Below are 17,607 nucleotides of genomic sequence, written 5' to 3'. Positions count from 1 at the left end.
CCGTGATGGCAGGACCGTTCTGGGCCCATGTGGGCTGACCCCCATGACGGGTCGTTCCACGGGCCTGCCGGAGTCCTGGCGCTCCGGCAGGCCGTCGTCAGTGGCGGGGCCGCCTCACCCCTTCACCGCTCCGCCGAGCAGCCCGGAGACGAACTGCTTCTGGAAGACGAAGAAGATGAGCATGAGCGGCAGCGTGGCCAGCAGCGCGCCCAGCATCAGGCCCGAGTAGTCGACGCGGGTCAGCCCGGTGAGGTGGCTGAGCGCGACCGGCAGCACGTACTTCTCCTCGCTGGTGAGCATGAGCAGGGGCCAGATGAAGGAGTTCCACTGGCTCATGAACGTGAAGATGACCAGCGCGCCCAGCTGCGGCCGGACCACGGGGAGCACGATCCGGTAGAAGATCCGCAGGTCTCCGGCCCCGTCCAGGCGTCCGCTCTCGATGAGCTGGTCGGGGAAGTCGAGGAAGGCCTGCCGCATGAGGAAGATGCCGAACGAGTTGGCCAGGAACGGGATGACGATCGACTCGTAGGAGTCCACCCAGCCGATGCTGGCCATCATCTGGAACAGCGGCACCAGCAGCACCTGGAACGGGATCATCATCGTCGCCAGGATCACCGCGAGCAGCAGGCCGCGCCCGCGGAAGCGGTACTTGGCCAGGCCGTACCCGCCCATGGCGCTGACCAGCACGGACAGCGCGGTGTAGACGAGGGCCGTGCCGAGGCTGTTGAGCACCACGCGGGAGAAGCCGATCGTCTCCTCCAGCGACCGCAGGTTGTCCAGCAGGTCGTCGCCGGGCAGGAACGGGGGCGGGCTGCGGAACAGCTCCGACGTGTCGTGCGTGGAGGCGACGAACATCCAGTAGAACGGCGCGACGCTGACCACCGCGCCGGCCGCCATGAGCAGCCAGAGCAGCAGGCGTTTCATGACTTCTCCTTCCCGAACCACTTGAACTGGGCGTAGGAGAGCACCCCGATGAGCAGCACCACCACCCAGGCCATCGCCGCGGCGTAACCGAAGTCGAACTGCTTGAAGCCGACCTGGTAGAGCAGCAGGATCGGCGAGGTGGTCGCGTCGTCGGGGCCGCCGTCGGTGAGCAGCTTGTTCTCGTCGAACAGCTGGAGCGTGCCGATCGTGGAGGTGATCGAGCAGAACAGGATCACCGGCTTGAGCTGCGGCACGATCACGCTGACGAAGGACCGCAGCGGCCCGGCGCCGTCGATCGAGGCGGCCTCGTACTGCTCCTTGCCGATCGCCTGCAGCCCCGCCAGCAGGATGATCATGTTGTAGCCCGTCCACCGCCAGGTGATGGACGCGATCAGCGCCACCCGCGCCCAGGCCGGGTCGTCCAGCCAGGCGATCTCGGCGCCGAGCAGCTGGTTGACCATGCCGCCGTCGGTGCGCAGCAGCACCCGGAAGACCACCGCGTAGGCGACCAGCGTCGTCACGGCGGGCAGGAAGTACGCGATCCGCAGCGTGGCGCGGAACCGCAGCCACGACTGGTTGAGCACGTACGCCAGCGCCAGCGCCAGCCCGATCATGATCGGGACCTGCACGACCAGGATCAGCCCGACGTTGACCAGGGACTGCAGGAACCTGTCGTCGTGCAGGAGGCGCTGGTAGTTCTCCAGGCCGGCCCATTCGGTCAGGCCGTCCTCGGTCCGCTGGAGGCTCTGCCAGAGGCTGGCCCCCAGGGGGTAGGCGAAGAAGAGCGCCAGCAGCGCGGCGGCGGGCCCCGCGAAGATCCAGGGGACCAGGCGGCGCCGAACGGTCATCCGATCTCCCGCTTCGTGGCGGACGCGATCTGCTCGGCCGCCTCGTCCAGCACGGCCTTCGGGTCCTTGCCACCCACCACCGCACGCTGCAGCAGCTTCTTCAGCAGCTCACTGGCCTCGGCGTCGTCGTCGGTGGACTGCACGGCCGGGATGGCGCGCACCTGGTCGGCGAAGATCTTGTTGACCGGCTGCCCGTCGAAGTACTCGACCGGCTCGGAGAAGTACGGGTCGGCCAGCGCGGGCAGGTAGGCCGGGAAGAGCGACTCCTGCTTCATCATCGACAGCTGGCTGTCCTTGTTCGCCGTGACGAACTCGACGAACGCCCACGCCGCCTGCTGGTTCTTCGTCTGGCCCGTGACCGCCAGCATGGAGCCGCCGTTGGCCGAGGTACGCACCCCGCCCGGCTCGAACGCGGGCAGCGGGATCACGCCGAACTTGCCCTTGAGCTCCGGCATCTCCGACACCAGGGTGCCCGTCCACCAGACGGCGGTGGGCGCGACGGCGGCCTTGCCCTCCTTGGTCGCGGTGACCCGGCCGTCCCAGCCCTGCTCGTTCTGGAGCAGGCCCTTGTCGTTCATCGTCTTGATCAGCGTCAGCGCCTTGACGGCGGCCGGCGTGTTGACCGCGACCTTGCCGTCCACGAACCTGCCCTGCTTCTGCTGCTGCAGCAAGGTGGTGAACAACGGCTCGCTGTTGCCCAGGTCGGAGACCATGAGCTTCTTGCCGGTCTTGGCCTTCAGCGTCTCGCCGGCCTTGATCAGGTCGTCCCAGGTCTGGATGTCCTCGGCCTTGATGCCGGCCTGCTCGAAGTAGTCGCGCCGGTAGAACAGGCCGACGGGCGCGGAGTCCCAGGGCAGCGCGAACAGCTTGCCGCCCTCGCCGGAGGCCGTCTGCCACTTGGCCGGGTCGAAGTCGGCCTTCAGCTTGCCGGCGACCGGGCCGAGGTCGGCCAGCCCGTTGGGGAAGTTCTTGGCGTAGCCGGGGACCCGCTCGTCCTCAAGGTGCACGACGTCGGGCAGGCCGGTGCCCGACTGCATGCCGACCGTGACCTTCTCGTAGATGTTGTCGTAGCCGACGTCCGTCACGTCGATCTTCACCTTGGGGTGCAGCTTGGTGAACTCGGGCGCCAGACGCTTCAGGGCGGTCGCACCCACGTCGAACGACCACACCTTGACCTCGCCGGACAACTCCGCGGAGGTGGACGCGGCGATCGAGGGAGCGGGTCCCTTGGCCGTGCCGGTTCCGCCGGTGGCGCATCCTGCGGCGAGAAGTCCGGTGGCCAGCAGCCCGGCGGCGATTGTGTGGATCTTCACGGTGACCTCTTGGATCTGTAACATGTCACACTCTGAATACTGAGTGCTGAGTAACGTACGCTGAATACGCGTGGTGCACCAGAGGTGAAATCGAACCGTTCCCGATGGATGTGAGCGGACGGGCGCAAAGGCCGTTGCGTCCCACCCGTCCTGCCGGGATGATCGGCCGGCATGGGGAACGTGCTGCTGACCGGGGCCACCGGAGGCATCGGAAGGGCGCTGGCCGCCGCGCTCGGCGAGGCCGGGCACCAGGTGATCGCCGTCGGCCGGGACGTCGGGCGGCTGGACGTCCGCGGGATCGAGGCCGACCTGGCCGACCCCGCGTCGCTGGCCCCCGCCATGGAGGCGCTGACGGAGGAGCTGGCGGAGATACGCGCGGTGGTGCACTGCGCCGGGATCTCCCCCGTCGAGGCCGTCGCCGAGGCCGGCCCCGACACGTGGCGGCGCACGATGGCGGTGAACGTGGCCTCCGCCGCCGAGCTCGTCCGGCTCACGCTGCCCGCGTTGCGGCGCGCCAAGGGCCATGTGATCTTCGTGAACGCCTCCCCCGGGCTGACCGGCGTACCGCGCTGGTCGGCGTTCGTGGCCAGCAAGGCGGCGCTGCGCGAGCTGGCCGACTCGCTGCGCGAGGAGGAGGCCGTCCACGGGGTCCGGGTGACCACGGTCTATCCCGCGGCGACGGCGACCGACCTGCTGGGCGAGGTCAGGGCCGCCTTCGGCCGCCCGTACGACCCGCAGGCGTGCATCCGGCCGCGGTCGCTGGCCGAGATGGTCGTGTGGGCGCTGAACGCGCCGGCCGACTCCTACGCCTGCGAACTGTCGGTGCTGCCGGGCTGAACCCCGCCCGGACCGTCAGGTCGACCTCGTCGGTCGCCCCGCTCGTGTGCCCCTCGGGCCGCCCAGGACCTCCTGGCTGACCGCGCGCACCTCAGCGCTGCGCGGCGGGGTCGAGCTCGACCTCGATGTGCGGCGACAGCGCCCGCAGGAAGTCCGGCGCGTCGAAGATGCGCCCCGCCGAGGCCACCCCGGCGGCCCTGGTCCGGCCGGTGAGGATGCGCTCGACGGCCTCCACCGCGAGCGGCGCGCTGACGGCGTAGATGTCCCGGCCGCGGGCCACCGCCCGGAGTTCCCCGGCGCCCGAACGCACGACCACGTCCACGACGAACGGCTGCGCCGACCGTCCGTGCTCGTCGGCCGCGACCGGGGCCGGGGTGTCGGGGCTCACCACGTCCGTGGCCGCCTCGACCGTCATGTAGTTGCGCACCTCCGGGACGTCCAGGTGGCTCGGGACGGTCACGATGTCGGCCATCGAGAACTCCGCGATGACGTCGCGCGTCCCGATCGGCTCGGGGAAGGACCACTTCTCGGCCGGCGCCCGGTCGTCGCGGTACTCCAGCCGGCCGCCGGCGTGGCGGACGCGCCGGCCGTCGCGCCGCTCCCTGGAGACCTTGCCCGCGGCCCGGGTGCCGGTCGTGGGGTGCCAGCTGTCCAGCCCGTAGGCCACGTGCGCCTGGTCGGCGCCGGTCCAGTCGCCCATCGCCGCCGTGACCAGCAGGTCGCCGAGCCCGCCGAAGAAGGCCATCGCGGGGACGATCAACGCCCCCGCCTCCCGGGCGCGCTCCGCGAACAACTCGAAGGTGTCGACGTTGGCCTCGATCTCGGCCGCGACGTCCACGTACGGGACGCCGGCGCGCAGGGCCGCCTCGATCACGGGGGCGGCCGTGGCGGCGAAGGGCCCGGCGCAGTTGATCACCGCGGCCACGCCGTCCAGGGCGCGGTCCAGCGCCGCCGGATCGTCCACCGACGCCTGCCGGACCTCCAGCCCGGGGTACGCCTCGGCCAGCGCCCCGAGCGCGTCGCCGTCGCGGCCCGTCAGGACGGGGACCAGCCCGCGCCGCAGCAACTCCGCCACCACGAAACGGCCCGTGTGCCCATAAGCGCCGTAGACCGCCACCGCGGAACCCGCCGCCTTGTTCTGTGTCATGTCCGAATCAGCCATGCGGACATCCTGGCGGCCCACCACGTCTCCCCACGAGCGTCCGGAACGACATGATGCGTACAATTCCGGACGTGACCACAGTCGCGGTAGCCGTCGCCGACGGGATCCTGCACTTCGAGCTGGCCCTGGCCTACGAACTGTTCAGCTCGCCCCCGCCCGTTCCCGTCGAGCGCTGGTACGAGCCGGTCATCTGCGGCACCGGCCCCGTACGGGCCGACGGGCGGTTCCTGCTCGAACCGGACGCCGGGCTCGACCGGCTCGTCCTGGCCGACACGGTGATCGTCCCCGGCTGGGCCGAGGTGGACGAGGAGCCGCCGGCCGACCTCGTCGCGGCCGTGCGCGCGGCGCACGAGGCGGGCGCCCGGGTCGCCTCGCTGTGCACGGGCGCGTTCGTCCTGGCCGCGGCCGGCCTGCTGGACGGACGGCGGGCCACCACCCACTGGTCACACACCGAGACGCTGGCCGCCCGCCACCCCCGCATCCAGGTCGATCCCGACGTGCTCTACGTGGACGAGGGCAGCGTGCTCACCGCCGCGGGCAAGGCCGCCGCCCTGGACCTGTGCCTGCACCTGGTCCGCCGCGACCACGGCTCGGCGGTCGCCAACGCGATCGCGCGCCGCCTGGTCGTGGCGCCGCACCGGCCCGGCGGCCAGGCCCAGTTCGTCGCCACCCCCGTCCCGGAGCCGCACGGGCATCCCCTCAGCGACCTGCTCGCCTGGGCGGGCCGGCACCTGGACCAGCCCCTGACGGTGGAGGACCTGGCCCGCCGGGCGAACATGAGCTCGCGCCACCTCGGCCGCCACTTCAGGTCCATGACCGGCACCACCCCGTTGCAGTGGCTGCTGGCCCAGCGCATCCGCCGCGCCCAGGAGCTCCTGGAGACCACCGACGACGGCGTGGACGCTATCGCCGAGGCCACCGGCATGGGCACCGCGGCCACGCTGCGCCGGCACTTCAACCGCACGGTCGGCGTGCCTCCGGACGCCTACCGCCGCACCTTCCGCGCCCGCGGGGCGACGCCCGCTCAGCGGCCGGCGGGGTGGAAGTCGTAGGGCTTGGAGTCGTACACGTAGTAGACGCAGTCGGCGCCCGCGGCGCACTTGCCCCAGTGCTCGGCCTTCGACGGGTAGTACAGGTAGTCACCCGCGCCGATCCGGTACGTCTTGTGGCCCTTGACGTTCCAGAGCATCACGCCCGAGACGCCGACGACGTGCTCGGGGCTGGTGTGCCAGTGCGGCGAGAAGGGCGTGCCGGCCTTGAGCGTGAACATGGCCTCCGAGGGGCCGGTCTTCGGGTCGCCCTTCAGCTGCACGAACGTGCAGCCCTTCAGCCCCTCGCAGGGCGAGCCCGTCTCCTTGTGCGAGTGGTGGACGACCTTGCCGGGGCCTGAGTCGGCGTACGCGCTGGGGGCGCCGAGCGCCATGAGGGCCAGCGAGCCGGCCGTGATCACTTTTCTGAGCATCTCGATCTCCAAGTGGACTGTGGTCCGAATATCTCCGACAACGTATCGGACTGCGGTCCGCTTCGTCAAGGCGTCACGGCTCCCCGCCGCGTGCCAGACTCCTGGCCATGGCGGATTCGACCAGGCCGGACGGCGACGGCCGACAGCTGCGCGTGGGTGTCCTCGGCCCCCTGTCGCTGGTGACCGCCGGCGGTCCGGCGCGGATCGGCGGCGCGCGGCTGCGGGTGCTGCTGGCCAGGCTGGCCCTGGACGCCGGGCGTGCCGTCCGGCCGGAGACCCTGGCCGAGGCGTTGTGGGACGACGCGCCGCCGGAGGCCCCCATGCACGCGCTGCAGTCGCTGGTGTCCCGGCTCCGGCGCGTACTCGGGCATCCCGGGCTGCTCACCTCCGGCCCCGCCGGGTACCGGCTGGCCGTCGAGCCGGACGCCGTCGACGCCGTGCGGTTCGAGCGGCTGGTCAGGCAGGGACGGGCGGCCGCGCGGGACCGGCCCGGCGAGGCGGCCGCCGTCCTGCGGGAGGCCCTGGGCCTGTGGCGCGGGCCGGCCCTGGCCGACGTGCGGGCGGCGCCGTTCGCCGCCGCCGAGGCCGACCGGCTCGAACGCGCCCGGCTGGCCGCCTTGGAGGACCGCGTCGAGGCCGACCTGACATCGGGCGCCGACCCCGGCCTGGTCGCCGAGCTGGAGTCACTGGCCGCCGCCCATCCGCTGCGCGAGCGTCTGCACGCCCAGCTCATCCGGGCACTCGCCCGCGACGGCCGCGGCGCCGAGGCGCTGGCCGCCTACCAGCGCATCCGCGGCCGGCTCGCCGACGACTTCGGCGGCGACCCGGGACCGCACCTCCAGCAAGCCCACCTGGCGGTCCTGCGCGGCGAACTTCCAGGCCCCCGCCGGGCGTCCGGGCCGTCGCCGTCGAGCCGGTCGCACGGCAACCTCGACGTCCCGCTCACCAGCTTCGTGGGCCGCGACGAGGACGTGCGCCGGGTGACCGGCCTGCTCGGCCGGGCCCGGCTGGTCACTCTGGTCGGCCCCGGCGGGGCGGGCAAGACCCGGCTGGCCGGCGCGGTCGGCCGGCGGCTCACGCCGTCCGGCGGGGTGTGGTTCGTGCCGCTGGCCGCGGTCGGGCCCGACGACGTCCCCCGCGTGCTGCTCGACCTGATCCGGACGCGCAAGGAGGGCGCGCCCGCGCGGGCTGAGATGGACGACCTGGCCGAGCTGCTCGCGGACGACGACCTGGTCCTGGTGCTGGACAACTGCGAGCACGTGATCGAGGCCGCCGCCACGCTGTGCGGGACGCTGCTCGGCCGCTGCCCGCGGCTGCGGGTGCTGGCCACCAGCCGCGAACCCCTGCGGATCGACGGCGAGACCCTGCACCCGGTGCTGCCGCTGGACCTGCCCGAACCGGGCGCGACGCCGGAGGCGGCCCGGTCCGCCGCGGCGGTCCGGCTCTTCGGCGACCGCGCCGCCGCCGTACGGCCCGGCTTCGTCCTGGAGGGCGGCGCGCTGGCGGCGACCGTCGAGATCTGCCGCCGCCTCGACGGCCTGCCGCTGGCGATCGAGCTGGCCGCCGCCCGGCTGCGCGCCCTGCCGGTCGAGGCGGTCGCGGCCCGGCTGGACGACCGGTTCCGGCTGCTCACCGCCGGCAGCCGGACGGCGCTGCCGCGCCACCGCACCCTGGCCGCCGCCGTCGCCTGGAGCTGGGACCTGCTCGACCCCGGCGAACGGGCCCTGCTGGAACGGCTGTCGGTCGTGCGCGGCAGCTTCGCCGAGGACGCCGCGGCGGCGATCGGCGGCTCCGACGACGTGCCGGAGCTGCTGGCGGCGCTGGTCGACAAGTCCCTGCTGCACCCGGCGGACTCCGCCGACCCGGCCGAGCCGCGCTACCGCCTGCTGGAGACCGTCCGCGAGTACGGCCTGGCGCGCCTGGCCGAACGCGCCGAGGTCGCCGCCACGCGCGACCGGCATGCCCGGTTCTTCCTGCGGCTGGCCGAGGCCGCCGATCCGCACCTGCGCACGTCGGACCAGCTGCGCCCGCTGGCCCGCCTGGCGGCGGAACGGGACGACCTGTCGGCCGCGATCCGCTGGACGGTCGAGTCCGGCGACGCCGGGCGGGCCGTCCGGTTCGGCGTCGCGCTGAGCTGGTACTGGTTCCTGCGGGACTTCCCGCCGGAGTCGCTCGACCTGCTCGGCAAGGTGCTCCAGGCCGGCGGTCCGGCCGATCCGCGATCCCGCGCGCTGGTCGCCGCCGCCCACGCGATCGCCACCGTCGAGGCCGCCGGGCCGGAGGAGACCGACGCCGCCTTCGACCGGATCAGGACGGCTCTGGCCCAGCTCGTCCCAGGCACGCATCCCATCGCGGAGATGGCCCGGCTGGCGGTCGGCATAGCCGCGAAGGGCGACCACGCCGTGCCGGAGGAGGGGGCGGACCCGTGGAGCCGGTCGCTGGCGCTGCTGGTCAGCGGCGTGCTGGCGATGAACACCGGCCACTTCGCCGCGGCGAAGGACGCGCTGGCCCGCGCGCTGGCCGGCTTCGAGCAGCTCGGCGAGCGGTGGGGCCAGGGCATGACGCTGAGCGCCCTCGGCTCGGCGCTGGTCCGGTCCGGCGCACCCGCCACCGCCCCCGCTCTGGCCGAGCACGCGACCCGGTGCTTCCGCGAGCTCGGCATGCCCGAGCACACCATGGAGAACGAGGTGGCCGCCGCACTGCACCGGGCCGAGTCCGGTGACGTGGACGGCGGGCGGCGGGAGCTGACCGGCCTGCTCGGCCGGGCCGGGCGGAGCGGGTCGGCCGAGTCGAGCACCCAGGTGCGCCTGGGCCTGGCCCGGCTGGAGCTGGCCGCCGGGCAGGCGGCGGCGGCGCGCGAGCACGCCCTGGCCGGCCTCGCCTGCGCCCCTCCCGACCGGTCCACCACGCCGCCGCTGACCGCGCTGCTGCTGGGCGTACTGGCTCGGGCGGACCTCGCCGAGGGGTTCCCCGACCGCGCGGCCCGCCGGCTCGACCATCCGGCGGTGCGCCTGACGCTGACCTGGCACACACCGGTCGCGGCGGCGACCGCGGTCGTGGCCGCCGCCATCGAGCTGGGCCGTGACCGGCCGGAACGGGCCGGCCGGCTGCTCGGGGCCGCCACCGTGCTGGGCGGCTGGACCGGCTCCGGCGACGCCGACGTGCGGCGGCTCACCCGGCGGGCCGAGGCCGCCCTGGGCGCCGCGGGGTTCGCCGCCGCGCACGCGGGCGGCACGGCGATGTCACGGGCGGAGGCCGAGCGCCTGGTGACGACGGTCGTCACCGCACCGCCCAGCTAGCGCCGCTCAGCCGGTGCCGGGGACCGGCTTGCCGAACATCGTGCAGGTCACCGCCGTCTGCAGCGCCTGGACGGCCTTGGCGAGCTTCGGGTCGGCCTCGAACTCGGCCCAGTACTCCGCCGCGACGAGCACGGTGGCCGTGCGGCGGCCGGTCCGGTCGGTGAGGTTGGTGGTCAGGTAGCCCGGCATGCCGCCGTCGTGGCCCCAGAACGTGCCGCACGGATGGGCGGCGGTCTGGATGCCCAGCCCGTAGCCGGGCCCGTCCGGTTGCCGCGCATCCATCGGGACGGTGGTGCGCAGCTGGGCGAGCTGGGCGGCGGGCAGCAGCCTGCCGGACATGAGCGCGGCGTGGAAGCGGGCCCAGTCGCGGGTGGTGGACACCACCGCCCCGGCCGGGCCTCCCCAGCCGGGATCGTGGCCGGAGACGTCCACGTGGCCGTCGTGGCGTGGCCCGGCGAGCCGCCGGAACGCGGGCGGCACCGCGGGCTGCTGGTGGCCGGCGTCCGGCTCGTAGCCGCGGGCGTACGAGCCGCGCCAGGCGGGCCCGGTGGCGTAGTAGGTGTGGCCGAGGCCGAGCGGCCGGGCGATCCGGTCCCTGACCAGGTCGGCCAGGCTCGCCCCGGTGGCCCGCTCCAGGACGGCGCCGATCGCGGCGTAGCCGGTGTTGCTGTAGGACCATCTGGCGCCGGGCGCGAACAGCGGAGCGTGCTTGACCCCCAGGGCCAGCAGTTTCGCCGGGGTCCAGCGCCGCCGGTCCTTGCCGAGCAGCGCGGGCCGGATCGCGGGGTCGTCAGTGTAGTCGTACAGGCCGCTGGTGTGGTTCAGCAGCATGCGCAGCGTGATCGCGCCGCCGCCGGGCACCTTGCCGGGCAGCCACTTGTCCACCGGGTCGGTCAGGGCGAGCCTGCCCTCGGCGACGAGTTGCAGCACCAGCACGGCGACCATGGTCTTGGTGTTGGACCCCATGCGGAACTCGTCGCCCGCTTTGAGCACGTGGTCGCGTCTGGTCCAGGCGGCCTGCTCGACGATCTCGACGGGCCGGCCGCGGCCGTCGTCGACCCGGACGAGCACGCCGGGCGCCCCGGCCGCCACCGCCTCCCGCGCCAGGCGTTGCAGCAGGGCGGGCGTCCCGTCCCCGGCCGGACGGGCCGTGGCGGCGGCCGGGAGCGCCGCGACCACGGCCAGGCCCACGGCCGGCACGGCGGCCGTGAGCGCGCGCAGCCACCGCGGCCGCGCCGCCCGCCGGGACGGGACATCACAGGGGTACATGAACCGGTTCCTCCTCCATCGGGTGACACCAACGCCCTCACCCTCCGGCCCCCCGCTCACAAACCGCACACATCCCGCTGTCAGCCCGCCGCCACGGCGATGAGTTCGCCCCACCGGCGGAGTCTTCATGGCGACAGGAAGGAGTGGTCCGAGTGGATCTGTACAGCGTGGTGTGCGTACGCGACCGGGCGGCGGCGCAGAAGTGGTACGAGGTGTTCTTCGGCCGTCCGGCGGACGAGGTCGTCGGCGAGGAGCACCTGTGGCGGGTCGGCGAGAACGCGTGGGTCGTCATCGACGACCGGCACATGCGGGCCGCGCGGGTCGGCGGCACCATGATCACGTTCGGCGTGTCCGGCCTCGACGACATCCTGGCCAGGCTGGCCGGGCACGGCATCGAGCACGGGCCCGTGGAGACGTACGGCAACGGCGTGCGCCACGTGGACATCCTCGACCCGGACGGCAACAGCCTCTCGCTCGCCGAGGCCCCGCCACGATGATCCGGTTAGGCTCGGGACGTGTTCGACTCGCCCGACTTCGACCTGGCGCCCTACGCCGGCCTCGACACCTCGGCGTACGTGCGGCACACCTACAACAGCTGGGACGACGCCGGCTGGCGGTCACTGCTGGTGCAGGGCTTCCGGCACGCGCCCGAGGCCGAGCACTTCGCCCTGCCCGCCGTGGCCGACCTGCATCTCGTGCTCTGCGTGGCGGGGAACGCCGACCTGCGGATGCACGCGGGCGGCGGACCGGCCCGACGGCGCTGGGTCCCGGGCCACCTGGAGCTCATGGTCCCCGGCCGCGCCGGGTCGATCAGCTACCGGGCGGCGGCCGGGCTGAGCACCGTCCAGGTGCACGTCCCCGCGGCGGCCGTACGGCGGGCCGCCGACGCGCTGGGCGGTCGCGAGCCCGACTTCGAGGCGATCGCCGCCGCCCTGGCGGCCGGTGACCCGGTCGTCGAGCAGCTCCTGCGCGCGCTGCCGGGCCGCGCGGCGGCCGGCGACCTGTACGCCGAGTCCGCCGCCGCCTTCCTCGTGACCCACCTGCTGACCCAGGGCGGGGCCGGCCGCCTGCCCGGCCCCGAGCACGCGGCCGTCCGGGCGGGTGTCGCCATCATGACCGAACGCCTGGCCGAGCCGCTGACGCTGGCCGCCATCGCGGCCGAGGTGCATCTGAGCGTGTACCACTTCGTCCGGGTGTTCCGGGAGGGCACCGGCCAGACGCCCCATCGGTACCTCACCCGGTTGCGCATCGAGGAGGCGCGGCGGCTGCTGTCGTCCACCTCGCTCAGCGTCGAGCAGATCGCCGGGCGCTGCGGGTTCGCCGGTGCGGGCTCGTTGTCGTCGGCCTTCCTGCGCCACACCGGCGTGCGGCCGTCGGCGTACCGCAAGAACTGACCGATCGACGGCAATCGTGCGCATGGCCCACGGGTGGGGCCGGTGCCTACGTTGGGGCTCATGCCGTACTCCTTCGCCGTGACCGCTCGCTCGCAGGCCGCCCCCGAGGCCGTCTTCGCGGCGCTCACGCATGCCGCCACCTGGCCGTCGTGGTCGCCGATCGACTCCGCCGACGTCGAGGGCGGCGATCCGGCGGCCCGGCAGCGGGCCGGCGACACCAGGGTCTTCCGCACCGGGCGCAACGTCTCGCGCGAGCGCGTCGTCGAGCTCGTGCCCGACCGGCGGTTCGTCTACGACAACCTGGGCGGCCCGTTCCGCTCCTACCGCGGGACGGTCGAGCTCGCGCCGGCCGCCGACGGCGGCACCGACATCACGTGGTCGGCCGCCTTCGAGCCGAGGATGCCGCTGTCGGGTGGTTTCTGGCGGTGGTACCTGACCCGTTTCGTGCAGGGCATGGCCGACGGCCTCGCCGCGTACGCCGCCCGCGCGGCGGAGTGACCGCGGTCCGATGTTTGGCGCGGCTGAACCGGGAAGAGTGGGTGGGCAACGTTCTCTAGATCATCAGGAGGAAACGCCTTGTCTCAGGACATGTGGAGCTACGGTTCCGACGTCTACGGCGACAAGACTCTCGACGTGGTCGGCTTCGACGTCGAGGCCACCGACGGCTCGATCGGCTCGGTGGACGAGGCGAGCCACACCGTCGGCGACAGCTACCTGGTGGTCGACACCGGTCCGTGGATCTTCGGCAAGAAGGTCGTGCTGCCGGCCGGCACCGTCACGCGGATCGACCCGCAGGAGCGCAAGGTCCACCTCGCGCGGACCAAGCAGGAGATCAAGGACTCGCCGAAGTTCGACGAGGACGCCGTGTACAACGACGACGCCCACCGCGACGAGGTGGGCGCGTACTACAACCGCTTCAACGGCACCGTCTGACCCCGCGTAACCCGGGTACCCGTCGGGGTGCCCGCCGGGCGCGACGCGCGCCGCAGCAGCTGCCAAGGCCCCACAGCTCTGCGACCGGCGGGCCCCCGAGGGCCGGACGTCTCAGGACGTCCGGCCGGTCTGGTGGGTCAGGATGCGCAGGGCGTCGGCGGAGGACGGGTCGGCCGGGGTGTAGATCTCGACCCGGTGGTCAGGGCTGTCGGGCTGGAGCCAGACCTGGTAGTCGACGCTGACCGCGCCGACCGTGGGATGCCGCAGGTGCATCGTGCCCACCGTGCAGTCGGCGACCTCGCCCACCGCCCACAGCGCCGCGAACTCCGCGCTGTGCATGGTCAGCTCCCCGATCAGCTCCGCCAGGCGGGCGTCCGAGGGGAACCGGCCCGCGGTGAGCCGGAGGTAGGCGACATGGATACGGGCTAGTTCGTCCCAGTTGCGGTGCAGGTCGCGGAAGAGCGGATCCAGAAAGAACATCCTCGGGACGGACGGGCGGTTCGCCGGATCCCACGGCGCCTCGAACGGCAGATGTTCCCCCATCAGCGCGTGACCCGTACGGTTCCACGCGAGCACGTCCCCACGCCGGCCGAGCACGACCGCCGGCGTCGTGTCCTTCAGCGACTCCAGGAGCGCGAGCACCCGCGGACGAGGCTCCTCCCCGGGCGGCCGGGACAACCGGGAACGGGTCGGTTGCCGGGCGAGGTTGTGCAGGTGGACGGTCTCGATCCGGTCGAGCCGCAGCACCCGCGCCAGAGCGTCGAGCACCTGCTCCGAGGCGGTCTCCGCCTGCCCCTGCTCCAGACGCGTGTAGTACCCGGCGCTCACCCCCGCGAGCTGCGCCAGCTCCTCGCGCCGCAGCCCCGGGACCCGGCGGGCCGTCCCGAACGTACGCAGCCCGATCGCGGCGGGCGTGACCCGATCACGACGGCTCTTCAGAAACGCTCCGAGGCTCTCCACACCACCGAGCCTAGGCCGATCGGGGGGCCGCGTGGGTACACCTGCTGGGTGCACCCACGCCAGGGGGATGGTTGCCCGGCGCGTCCTGCCCGAGTGTCGGCCCCATGTATCGACAGCACACGCCCACTCCCCCGGGCCTGCGGGCCTGGCTCGGTCTCCTGGTGATCCTCGGGCCCGTCCTGCTGGTCTCCATGGACGGCTCGATCCTGTTCCTGGCGATGCCCCGGATCAGCCAGGCCCTCACACCCACCGCAGGCCAGGCCCTGTGGATCCTCGACGTCTACGGCTTCGCCGTCGGCTCCCTGCTGATCGCGTTCGGCAACCTCGGCGACCGGTACGGGCGGCTGCGGCTGCTCATGGTCGGCGCCGCGGTCTTCGGCGCCGGCTCCATGGCGGCGGCGTTCGCGCCCAGCACGGAGCTGCTGATCGCGGCCCGCGCGCTGATGGGCGTGGCGGGCGCGACCCTGCTGCCGTCGGCGCTGGCCGTGTTGAGCGAGCTGTTCACCGACCCGCGGCGCCGGGCGCAGGCCATCGGCGTGTTCGCCGCGGCGTTCGCGGCCGGGTTCGCCGCCGGGCCGATCGTGGGCGGCGTGCTGCTGGAGCGGTTCTGGTGGGGGTCGGTCTTCCTGGTCAACCTGCCCGTCCTCGCCCTGTTCCTGGTCTTTGCGCCGGTCCTGCTCCGCGAGGTGCGGGCGACCCGCGCCGGGCGGGTGGACGTGCCCAGCGTCGTGACGTCCGCGGCCGGGCTGCTGCTCACGATCTACGCGCTCAAGCACGCCGCCGCCGAAGGGTTGTCGGCCGTGCCGGTCGTCGCGGGGGCGGCCGGGCTGGGGCTGCTGGCGTGGTTCGTCCGCAGGCAACGCGGCCTCGCGCAGCCGCTGATCGAGTTCTCGCTGTTCCGGGACCGGGTGTTCACCGTGGCGATCGTCACCGGGCTGCTGCCGCTGGCGGCGTGGTCGGCGACGGCGTACCTGGCGGGCGTCTACCTCCAGTCCGTCCTCGGCCTGCCGGTGCTGCACGCGGCGCTGCTCGCGCTGCCCGGCGCGGTGGTGCTCACCGTCACCTGCGTCGTCACGCCGTTCGTGGTCGACCGCGTCGGCAGGCGGGCCGCGCTCGCCGTCTGCCACTTCTCCGTCGCGGCGGGGCTGCTGCTCCTGCTCCCGACGGCCGTCACGGGCGGGGTCGGCTGGTACGTGGCGTCCACGGTCGTCGCGGGCGTCGGGTACGGCATCTCGTTCAGCGTCGTCGCCGACACCGCGGTCGGGGCCGTCCCGCCGGAACGGGCCGGAGCGGCGGGGGCGCTGGCCGAGACCAGCAACGAGATCGGCAACGCCCTCGGGATCGCGCTCCTCGGCTCGCTCGCCGCCCTGGTCTTCCGGCTCCAGGGACCGGACCTGGCCCCCACCCTGGACGAGACCCTCCAGCTGCCCGCCCTCGTGCCGGCGGCGGCCGCGCAGGCCGAGACCGCGTTCGTCGCGGGGCTGCACGTGGCCGCGGCGGTGGCCGGGGCCCTGCACGTGGTGCTCGGCGTCGTCGGCCTGGTGCGAACGCCGGTACGGCACGCCCCGCGGCCGGTCGGCCACTGAGGGGCGCGCCCTCAGCCGTCCGTCAGGAAGGCGAGGGCGTCGGGGGCGAACCGTTCGTCGGTGAAGGTGCCGCTGTGGCTGCGGCCGGGGTAGACGACGAGCTGCGCGTCGGGGATGCCATCGACCGTCTGCCGGGCCAGGTCCAGCGGGTAGACCAGGTCGTCGCCGCCCTGGATCAGCAGGGTGGCCGCCTTGATCTCGTGCAGCCGGCCGCGCAGGTCGAAGCCGTCCTCGGCGTTGAGCACGGTGACGGCGTCGGCGTGGTCGGCGCGCCCGCCGTCCGACAGCCACAGCAGGCCCCTGAGCAGGAAGCGGCCGGGAGCCGACTCGGTGACGATCTCGGCCAGCGCGGGGCTCGGCCGCCTGCCCTGGCGGGCCCGTTCCATGTAGCCGCGCTGGGCCCGCCGGCCGGCCGGGCCGAGGGTGCAGGCCGTGCCCGCCAGGACGAGCCGGTCGACCAGGCCGGGATGGTCGGCGGCCAGCTGCAGGGCGATGGATCCGCCGGTGGACAGGGCCAGCACGTTGACCGGCCCGTCGAACGTGGCCCTGATCGCCTGGGCGAAGATCGCGGCGAGGTCGGCCATCGTCGTGGTGGACGGCAGCCCTGGCGGGCGGTTGACGACGTACACGGTGAAGTCCCGGGTGAACGGTCGCACCATCCGCATCGTGGACCAGCGCGTCATGCCCGTCGGGTTGGCCGCCTGCGGGGTGTAGATCAGGACGATCAGGGGCGGCCCTTCGCCGGCCGACAGGTACGGCAGGTCGTTCAGCATGGGGGATCCCTTCCGTGGCCGCGCCGGCCGACTGTATCCGTATGAACAGTTTGGATTTTTGTTCACAGCATAAACGCGAGAACCGGCGGCCCGTCGTGGGGGACGCGCGGCGGCGACGGCTCGGTGACACCCGGGCCGATGGGCTACAGTCGTCCGCCATGGCCGACTCCTCCCCCTACCTCACGGCGACCGCGCGCGCCTACGACGCCGTCGCCGACCTGTACGCCGACCTCGCCCGGAACTCGCTCGACCGCCTGCCGCTGGACCGCGCGACGGTCGCCGTGTTCGCCGAACTCGTTCGGGCCGCCGGACCCCGGCCCGTGGTCGAGGCCGGGTGCGGCCCCGGGTACATGACGGCCCACCTGCGTGACCTCGGGCTGGACGCGTTCGGCGTCGACCTGTCCCCCGCGCTGCTCGACATCGCCCGCAGGGACTTTCCCGGCCTGCGTTTCGAGCTCGGTTCGATGGACGCCCTCGACGTGGCCGACGGCGAGCTGGGCGGTCTGATCTCCTGGTATTCCATGATCCACGTCCCGCCGGCGGAACTGCCGCCGTACTTCGCCGAGTTCCGCCGGGTGCTGGCCCCCGGCGGTCACCTGCTGGTCGGCTTCTTCGAGTCCGAGGGCGAGCCGGTCACGGAGTTCGACCACAAGGTCACGCCGGCCTACCGCTGGCCGATCGACGAACTGGCCGCCCTGGCCCGCAAGGAGGGGTTCGTCGAGGTGGGCCGGATACTGCGCGAGCCGTTGGAGGACGAACGGTTCCGCCGCGGCCACCTGCTGATGCGCGCCGCGACCCCCGACGACGCACACTAGACGAACGAGCACGCGGGCGTCCCGCCACGAAC

17 protein-coding genes are annotated in these 17,607 nt (G+C 73.5%); 9 read left to right on the top strand and 8 right to left on the bottom strand.

Annotated elements, in window-relative coordinates; genetic code table 11:
- Positions 1–114 precede the first annotated feature (114 nt).
- From ACNF49_RS31715 to ACNF49_RS31705, 3 genes are read right to left on the bottom strand one after another with little or no spacing between them, the layout of a single operon-like run.
- Positions 115–924, bottom strand: a complete 810-nt coding sequence (locus ACNF49_RS31715) for a carbohydrate ABC transporter permease (RefSeq protein ID WP_352356636.1) — start codon at positions 922–924, stop codon at positions 115–117.
- Entirely contained in the window at positions 921–1,772 is an 852-nt protein-coding gene (locus ACNF49_RS31710) for a carbohydrate ABC transporter permease (RefSeq protein ID WP_352356638.1), read from the bottom strand. The genes ACNF49_RS31715 and ACNF49_RS31710 overlap by 4 nt, the downstream gene beginning before the upstream one ends.
- Positions 1,769–3,085, bottom strand: a complete 1,317-nt coding sequence (locus tag ACNF49_RS31705) for an ABC transporter substrate-binding protein (RefSeq protein WP_357979176.1) — start codon at positions 3,083–3,085, stop codon at positions 1,769–1,771. The genes ACNF49_RS31710 and ACNF49_RS31705 overlap by 4 nt, the downstream gene beginning before the upstream one ends.
- A gap of 171 nt (positions 3,086–3,256) precedes the next feature.
- On the opposite strand from ACNF49_RS31705, the gene ACNF49_RS31700 reads away from it, so the two are divergent.
- Entirely contained in the window at positions 3,257–3,922 is a 666-nt protein-coding gene (locus ACNF49_RS31700; RefSeq protein ID WP_357979178.1) for an SDR family NAD(P)-dependent oxidoreductase, read from the top strand.
- Between the two features lie 91 nt (positions 3,923–4,013).
- Here ACNF49_RS31700 and ACNF49_RS31695 read toward each other — a convergent pair whose 3' ends face one another.
- The gene (locus tag ACNF49_RS31695) at positions 4,014–5,084 is read right to left on the bottom strand and encodes a saccharopine dehydrogenase family protein (RefSeq protein ID WP_482939855.1); all 1,071 of its coding nucleotides are present in this window, start codon (positions 5,082–5,084) and stop codon (positions 4,014–4,016) included.
- A gap of 71 nt (positions 5,085–5,155) precedes the next feature.
- On the opposite strand from ACNF49_RS31695, the gene ACNF49_RS31690 reads away from it, so the two are divergent.
- A complete protein-coding gene (locus ACNF49_RS31690) occupies positions 5,156–6,136 on the top strand; it encodes a helix-turn-helix domain-containing protein (protein ID WP_482939854.1) in 981 nt (326 codons plus the stop codon).
- On the opposite strand, the gene ACNF49_RS31685 is transcribed toward ACNF49_RS31690, so the two are convergent.
- The gene (locus tag ACNF49_RS31685) at positions 6,109–6,546 is read right to left on the bottom strand and encodes a cupin domain-containing protein (RefSeq protein ID WP_482939853.1); all 438 of its coding nucleotides are present in this window, start codon (positions 6,544–6,546) and stop codon (positions 6,109–6,111) included. The two genes, ACNF49_RS31690 and ACNF49_RS31685, sit on opposite strands and share 28 nt — an antisense overlap.
- A gap of 107 nt (positions 6,547–6,653) precedes the next feature.
- Here ACNF49_RS31685 and ACNF49_RS31680 point away from each other — a divergent pair, with 107 nt between their 5' ends.
- A complete protein-coding gene (locus ACNF49_RS31680; RefSeq protein WP_482939852.1) occupies positions 6,654–9,845 on the top strand; it encodes an AfsR/SARP family transcriptional regulator in 3,192 nt (1,063 codons plus the stop codon).
- 6 nt (positions 9,846–9,851) lie between these two features.
- On the opposite strand, the gene ACNF49_RS31675 is transcribed toward ACNF49_RS31680, so the two are convergent.
- The gene (locus ACNF49_RS31675; protein WP_482939851.1) at positions 9,852–11,114 is read right to left on the bottom strand and encodes a serine hydrolase domain-containing protein; all 1,263 of its coding nucleotides are present in this window, start codon (positions 11,112–11,114) and stop codon (positions 9,852–9,854) included.
- A 152-nt stretch (positions 11,115–11,266) separates the two neighbouring features.
- Here ACNF49_RS31675 and ACNF49_RS31670 point away from each other — a divergent pair, with 152 nt between their 5' ends.
- The 4 genes from ACNF49_RS31670 to ACNF49_RS31655 all read left to right on the top strand — a co-directional run bounded on the left by ACNF49_RS31670 (position 11,267) and on the right by ACNF49_RS31655 (position 13,441).
- Positions 11,267–11,611 (top strand): VOC family protein, encoded by a 345-nt coding sequence (locus ACNF49_RS31670; RefSeq protein ID WP_482939850.1) that lies wholly within the window; start codon positions 11,267–11,269, stop codon positions 11,609–11,611.
- Positions 11,612–11,629: 18 nt separating this feature from the next.
- On the top strand, positions 11,630–12,508 hold the full coding sequence (locus ACNF49_RS31665) for a helix-turn-helix domain-containing protein (protein ID WP_482939849.1): 879 nt from the start codon (positions 11,630–11,632) through the stop codon (positions 12,506–12,508).
- 60 nt (positions 12,509–12,568) lie between these two features.
- Positions 12,569–13,006, top strand: coding sequence for an SRPBCC family protein (locus ACNF49_RS31660; protein WP_357979193.1), 438 nt, complete (start codon positions 12,569–12,571; stop codon positions 13,004–13,006).
- Positions 13,007–13,084: 78 nt separating this feature from the next.
- Positions 13,085–13,441 (top strand): PRC-barrel domain containing protein, encoded by a 357-nt coding sequence (locus tag ACNF49_RS31655; RefSeq protein ID WP_357979195.1) that lies wholly within the window; start codon positions 13,085–13,087, stop codon positions 13,439–13,441.
- Between the two features lie 111 nt (positions 13,442–13,552).
- Here the strand turns inward: ACNF49_RS31655 and ACNF49_RS31650 are convergent, their stop codons facing one another.
- Complete coding sequence (locus ACNF49_RS31650) at positions 13,553–14,401, bottom strand: helix-turn-helix transcriptional regulator (protein WP_482939848.1); 849 nt, start codon at positions 14,399–14,401, stop codon at positions 13,553–13,555.
- Positions 14,402–14,505: 104 nt separating this feature from the next.
- On the opposite strand from ACNF49_RS31650, the gene ACNF49_RS31645 reads away from it, so the two are divergent.
- Entirely contained in the window at positions 14,506–15,987 is a 1,482-nt protein-coding gene (locus ACNF49_RS31645; protein WP_482939847.1) for an MFS transporter, read from the top strand.
- A gap of 11 nt (positions 15,988–15,998) precedes the next feature.
- Here ACNF49_RS31645 and ACNF49_RS31640 read toward each other — a convergent pair whose 3' ends face one another.
- Positions 15,999–16,760: an alpha/beta fold hydrolase gene (locus ACNF49_RS31640; protein WP_482939846.1), complete on the bottom strand. Its 762-nt coding sequence runs from the start codon at positions 16,758–16,760 to the stop codon at positions 15,999–16,001.
- Between the two features lie 158 nt (positions 16,761–16,918).
- On the opposite strand from ACNF49_RS31640, the gene ACNF49_RS31635 reads away from it, so the two are divergent.
- Positions 16,919–17,575: a class I SAM-dependent DNA methyltransferase gene (locus ACNF49_RS31635; RefSeq protein WP_482939845.1), complete on the top strand. Its 657-nt coding sequence runs from the start codon at positions 16,919–16,921 to the stop codon at positions 17,573–17,575.
- Positions 17,576–17,607 lie beyond the last annotated feature (32 nt).

This window comes from Actinomadura sp. ATCC 39365, from assembly GCF_054392275.1.
This window is presented reverse-complemented; position numbering and strand designations above follow the sequence as displayed.